Here is a 4,882-nt window from a genome sequence, read left to right as displayed (position 1 = left end):
AGCTTGGCCAGGCCATGTACGAGGCTTCGCAGAAGGAAGCGGCGGAAGCCGACGCCAAGGCGGACGCCGCCAAGGACAGTGACGTTGTCGACGCCGATTTCGAGGAAATCGACGAGGACGACGACAAGAAGAAGTCGGCCTGAACCGTTTGACGGCAAGATAAAGCGAAAAGCCCGGCGAAGGCCGGGCTTTTTTGCAACCCCTTGCAGAAAAACAGCGGGCCTTGCTGAAAAAATGCAGGCAAAGCCGCGTCGACACTGGCATCCCCCTTCCATCGCACCTAAATCGAAGCGTCAGTGCCGGCAAGAGACGCAACAATGCTTCAAGACGTTGAGCATCCGGACAGCGGGAAAAAATGAAAGCTGATTTCTACGAGACGCTGGGCGTGCAAAAAGGCGCCGATGAGAAGGAGCTCAAGAGCGCTTTCCGCAAGCTCGCCATGCAGTTCCATCCCGATCGCAACCCCGGCGACCATTCCTGCGAGCACAAGTTCAAGGAAATCAACGAAGCCTACGAGACGCTGAAAGACCCGCAGAAGCGCGCGGCCTATGACCGCTTCGGCCACGCCGCCTTCGAACAGGGCGGCATGAATGGCGGGGCCCAGGGCTTTGGCGCCGGCGGCTTCGCCGACATTTTCGAGGACATTTTCGGCGACATGATGGGCGGGCGCCAGCGCCGCTCGTCGGGCGGCCGCGAGCGCGGCGCCGACCTGCGCTACAACATGGAAATCACCCTGGAAGAGGCTTTTGCCGGCAAGACCGCACAGATCCGGGTGCCGGCGTCGATCTCGTGCTCTGAATGTTCGGGCAGCGGCGCCAAGCCCGGCACCCAGCCCGTCACCTGCTCGATGTGCAACGGCCACGGCAAGGTGCGCGCCACGCAAGGTTTCTTCTCGATCGAGCGGACCTGCCCGCAATGCCAGGGGCGCGGCCAGACGATCAAGGATCCGTGCCCGAAATGCGCCGGCCAGGGCCGCGTCACCGAGGAGCGTTCGCTGTCGGTCAACATCCCGGCCGGCATCGAGGACGGCACCCGCATCCGCCTTGCCAATGAGGGCGAAGCCGGCCTGCGCGGCGGGCCCTCGGGCGACCTCTATATTTTCCTGGCGGTCAAACCGCACGAGTTCTTCCAGCGCGACGGCGCCGATCTCTATTGCAAGGTGCCGATCTCGATGACGACGGCAGCCCTTGGCGGCTCCTTCGAGGTGACGACGCTGGACGGCACGCAGACCAAGGTCAAGGTGACCGAAGGCACACAGAACGGGCGCCAGTTCCGCCTCAAGGGCAAGGGCATGCCTGTGCTGCGCCAGCCCAATGTCGGCGACCTCTACATCCAGACCGCGGTCGAGACGCCGCAGAACCTGACCCGGCGCCAGCGCGAACTTCTGGAGGAGTTCGAACAGCTCTCCTCGCAGGACAATTCGCCTCAATCGAGCGGCTTTTTCGCCCGTATGAAGGATTTCTTCGAGTCTTTCGGCGAGCGTTGATGCACTTTGGCCCGCGTAAGCCGATTTGCCACGCGTAAATCCTTGAATCGCGTCACCCCTTGAGACGCGACGAAAATTATCTTATCCACGACATGCGTCCGGCCGCGCCTTGCCTAGCACCGCTCAGGTGCTAAGTAACTTTGCGGGGAGCGCTGAGGAGAGCTTGCATGACACGTGGCCCTGGACTGCGGAAGGCGCTTGTCGAAAAGTTCGACGACGAACTCAAATTCTTCAAGGGCTGGATCGACAAGCCGAAGACGGTTGGCTCGATCGTGCCGACCAGTTCGATCACCGCGCGCAAGATGGCCTCGATCGTCAATCCTAAATCCGGCCTGCCAGTGCTCGAGGTCGGTCCCGGTACCGGCGTCATCACCCGCGCCATCCTCGCCCAGGGCGTACGCCCCGAAAACCTCTACGCTGTCGAATATTCCACGGATTTCGTTCGTCACCTGCGGCGGCTCTATCCCGGCGTCAACGTCATCGAGGGCGACGCCTTCAACCTCAACGCCACGCTTGGCGACAAGAGCGGGATGATCTTCGATTCCGTCGTTTCGGGCGTGCCGCTGCTCAACTTTCCGGTCGCCCAGCGCATCGCCTATATCGAGAGCCTGCTCGACCGCATCCCGGCCGGACGGCCGATCGTGCAGTTGACCTATGGCCCGATGTCGCCGATCCCACCCGGCCGCGGCAATTATACGGTCAAACATTTCGATTTCATCCTCCGCAACATTCCGCCGACGCAGCTGTGGATCTATCGCCGCGAAGCGCACTAGTGAGAAGGGAATAAGGCAATAGGGGAGTAAGGGAGTAGGGATGAAGGGTTCCATTTCCAGGCTATTTTCTACTCCCATATTCCCTACTGCCCTATTCCCCTATCCTATCCAGCCGTTGATTTGAGCCGTCCTTGGCTGTACCTGTCCGGGAACAAGGGTGGCCAATGGCAGTGATCCCGAAAATCCTCGTCTTCGCCGGCTCGGTGCGCAGCGGCGCCTATAGCGGCAGGGCCGCCGACGTGGCGCAAAAGGAACTCGCCATGCAAGGTGCCGAGGTGACCCGCATCTCGCTCGCCGAATACCCCCTGCCGATCATGGACGAAGACCTGGAAAAGGAAAAAGGCGTTCCCGAAAACGCCCAGAAACTCGGCCGTCTCATCATGGCCCATGACGGGCTGCTGATCGCCACGCCCGAATATAACGGCTCCATTCCGCCGCTGCTCAAGAACACGATCGACTGGGTGAGCCGGGTGCGCAGGGATGGTGGCCGGCCAGTCAGGCCGCTGGCCGGCAAGGTCGTTGGCCTTTGCTCGTCCTCCAACGGGCACTTTGCCGGTATCCGCTGCATCAACCATCTGCGCGCGGTGCTGGTGCGTTGCCAGATGGAGGTGGTGACGCCGGAATGCTCGGTGCCCGACGGCGGTGACGCCTTCGACGAGGATGGAAATTTCCGTGACGAAAGACTGCACAAATCGATGGAGCACCTATGCCGCACGCTGATCGAGACCTCGCGCCTGCTGTCCACCCGGATCGAGGCATGATCGCCAATAGCATGCGCGACCGGCTCATCGTCGGCCTCGACGTGCCGACAGTGAAGCAAGCCGAGCAGGCAGTGCGCGAACTCGACGGCATCGTCTCCTTCTACAAGATCGGCTACCAGCTTGCCTTCGCCGGCGGGCTCGACTTCGCCAGGGAGCTGGCCAGCGGCGGCACCAACGTCTTCCTAGACATGAAGCTGCTCGACATCGACCACACGGTGGCCAAGGGTGTCGAGAACATCGTCAAGATGGGCGTGACCATGCTGACCATTCACGCCTATCCCAAGGCTATGCAGGCCGCCGTAGAGGCGGCCAGAGGCAGCGACCTTTGCCTGCTTGCCGTCAGCGTTCTGACCTCGATGGACGAGCAGGACATGATCGACGTCGGCTATGAGTACGATCCGCATACGCTGGTGCTTAGGCGCTCGGAACAGGCGCTGCATGCCGGCATGGGCGGCATCGTCTGCTCGGCCGCGGAGGCCGAGGCGGTGCGCCGGATCGTGGGACCCGACATGGCGGTGGTGACGCCCGGCATCCGGCCGGCGGGCAGCGACCATGGCGACCAGGAGCGTGTGGTGGCGCCGGGCCAGGCGATTCGCAACGGCGCCAGCCACCTCGTCGTCGGCCGTCCGATCATTGCTGCGGCCAACAAACGGGAAGCGGCCGAAGCCATCCTCGACGAGATGCGCTCGGCCTGAGATTTCCAGGAACAAGTTCGGAGACCAAGAAAATGCCCAAAGGATATTGGATCGCTCGTGTCGATGTGCGCGACGCGGAAGGCTACAAGGACTATGTCGCCGCCGCCAAACCTGCCTTCGAGCGCTTCGGGGCGAAGTTCCTGGCGCGCGGCGGCGAGTACGAAAAGGCCGAAGGCCCCGGCCGCGCACGCAATGTCATTATCGAGTTCGAATCGCTGGCTGCCGCACACGATTGCTACCATTCGCCGGAATACCAGCGCGCCGCCGCCATTCGCCAGAAGGTCGCCGACGGCGAAATTGTCCTGGTCGAGGGCGCCTGAGGTCCCCTGCAAGCATAGTTCCGGTTTTAGCCGGAGACGTGCTCAAAATCGGATAGAGCCTGGCGGCGTTTGAAGCCCCGCAGGCTCATTTTACATATCTTTGCTCCGCGATTTCACGGTGATCTGCCTGGCGCAGTTGCCAGGTGCGGAGCCGTGCCGACGAGCGGTCATTCAACGCCGGTCGGATTGCCGGTTGACATGCAGGTATTTACCTGCATATTATGCCTTACAACAGAGTGAGGCAGATGGACGCCGACAAGGTTTTCAAAGCGCTGGGCGACCCGACACGCAGAAGGCTGCTTGACCTTCTGTGCGAGCAGAACGGGCAGACGCTCGGTCAGCTTTGCGATCATCTGGACATGGCCAGGCAATCCGCCACCCAGCACCTCGACCTGCTGGAGGCGGCCAACCTGGTGAGCACGGTCAAGCGCGGCCGCGAAAAACTACATTTCATCAATCCCGTGCCGCTGCACGAAGTCTACGAGCGCTGGGTACGGAAATTCGAACGGCAGCGGCTCAGCCTGCTGCACGACCTGAAGCAGGAACTCGAAGGAGAAGACCAATGACCACCAGAGAGACCACGAGCTTTGTCTACGTGACCTATATCCGCTCGACGCCGCAGAAGGTGTTCGAGGCGATAATCAAGCCCGAGATCGCAAAGCGCTACTGGGGCCACGAGAACGTCTCCGAATGGACGCCGGGCTCGAAATGGGAACACATCCGCGCCAATGACGAACGGACCGTCGAACTCGTCGGCAAGGTCGTCGAGATTTCGCCGCCGACCCGCCTCGTCATCACCTGGGCGAACGCTTCGCAGGCCGACGATCCGTCGAAAACCAGCCGGGTG

General features: G+C 61.8%; 7 protein-coding genes. All 7 read left to right on the top strand.

The window, feature by feature from the left end:
* Positions 1 to 355: 355 nt before the first annotated feature.
* The gene (gene dnaJ, locus ENZ75_RS20995; RefSeq protein WP_013528587.1) at positions 356 to 1,486 is read left to right on the top strand and encodes a molecular chaperone DnaJ; all 1,131 of its coding nucleotides are present in this window, start codon (positions 356 to 358) and stop codon (positions 1,484 to 1,486) included.
* A 167-nt stretch (positions 1,487 to 1,653) separates the two neighbouring features.
* Positions 1,654 to 2,259, top strand: a complete 606-nt coding sequence (gene pmtA / locus ENZ75_RS20990) for a phospholipid N-methyltransferase PmtA (protein ID WP_013528588.1) — start codon at positions 1,654 to 1,656, stop codon at positions 2,257 to 2,259.
* Positions 2,260 to 2,423: 164 nt separating this feature from the next.
* Entirely contained in the window at positions 2,424 to 3,020 is a 597-nt protein-coding gene (locus ENZ75_RS20985; protein WP_063169676.1) for an NADPH-dependent FMN reductase, read from the top strand.
* Entirely contained in the window at positions 3,017 to 3,715 is a 699-nt protein-coding gene (pyrF, locus tag ENZ75_RS20980) for an orotidine-5'-phosphate decarboxylase (protein WP_128278284.1), read from the top strand. Before ENZ75_RS20985 ends, pyrF begins: the two co-directional genes overlap by 4 nt.
* A 32-nt stretch (positions 3,716 to 3,747) precedes the next feature.
* The gene (locus ENZ75_RS20975; RefSeq protein ID WP_063169675.1) at positions 3,748 to 4,035 is read left to right on the top strand and encodes a DUF1330 domain-containing protein; all 288 of its coding nucleotides are present in this window, start codon (positions 3,748 to 3,750) and stop codon (positions 4,033 to 4,035) included.
* 245 nt (positions 4,036 to 4,280) lie between these two features.
* Complete coding sequence (locus tag ENZ75_RS20970; RefSeq protein WP_013528592.1) at positions 4,281 to 4,601, top strand: metalloregulator ArsR/SmtB family transcription factor; 321 nt, start codon at positions 4,281 to 4,283, stop codon at positions 4,599 to 4,601.
* The coding region (locus ENZ75_RS20965; RefSeq protein WP_206617074.1) for an SRPBCC domain-containing protein at positions 4,598 to 4,882 on the top strand (285 nt) is incomplete at its 3' end. The genes ENZ75_RS20970 and ENZ75_RS20965, both read left to right, overlap by 4 nt.

This window comes from Mesorhizobium sp. M7A.F.Ca.CA.002.04.1.1, from assembly GCF_004022805.1.
Lineage (GTDB): Bacteria > Pseudomonadota > Alphaproteobacteria > Rhizobiales > Rhizobiaceae > Mesorhizobium > Mesorhizobium ciceri.
The sequence above is the reverse complement of the archived record's forward strand: the minus strand, read 5'-3'. Positions and strand labels throughout refer to the sequence as shown.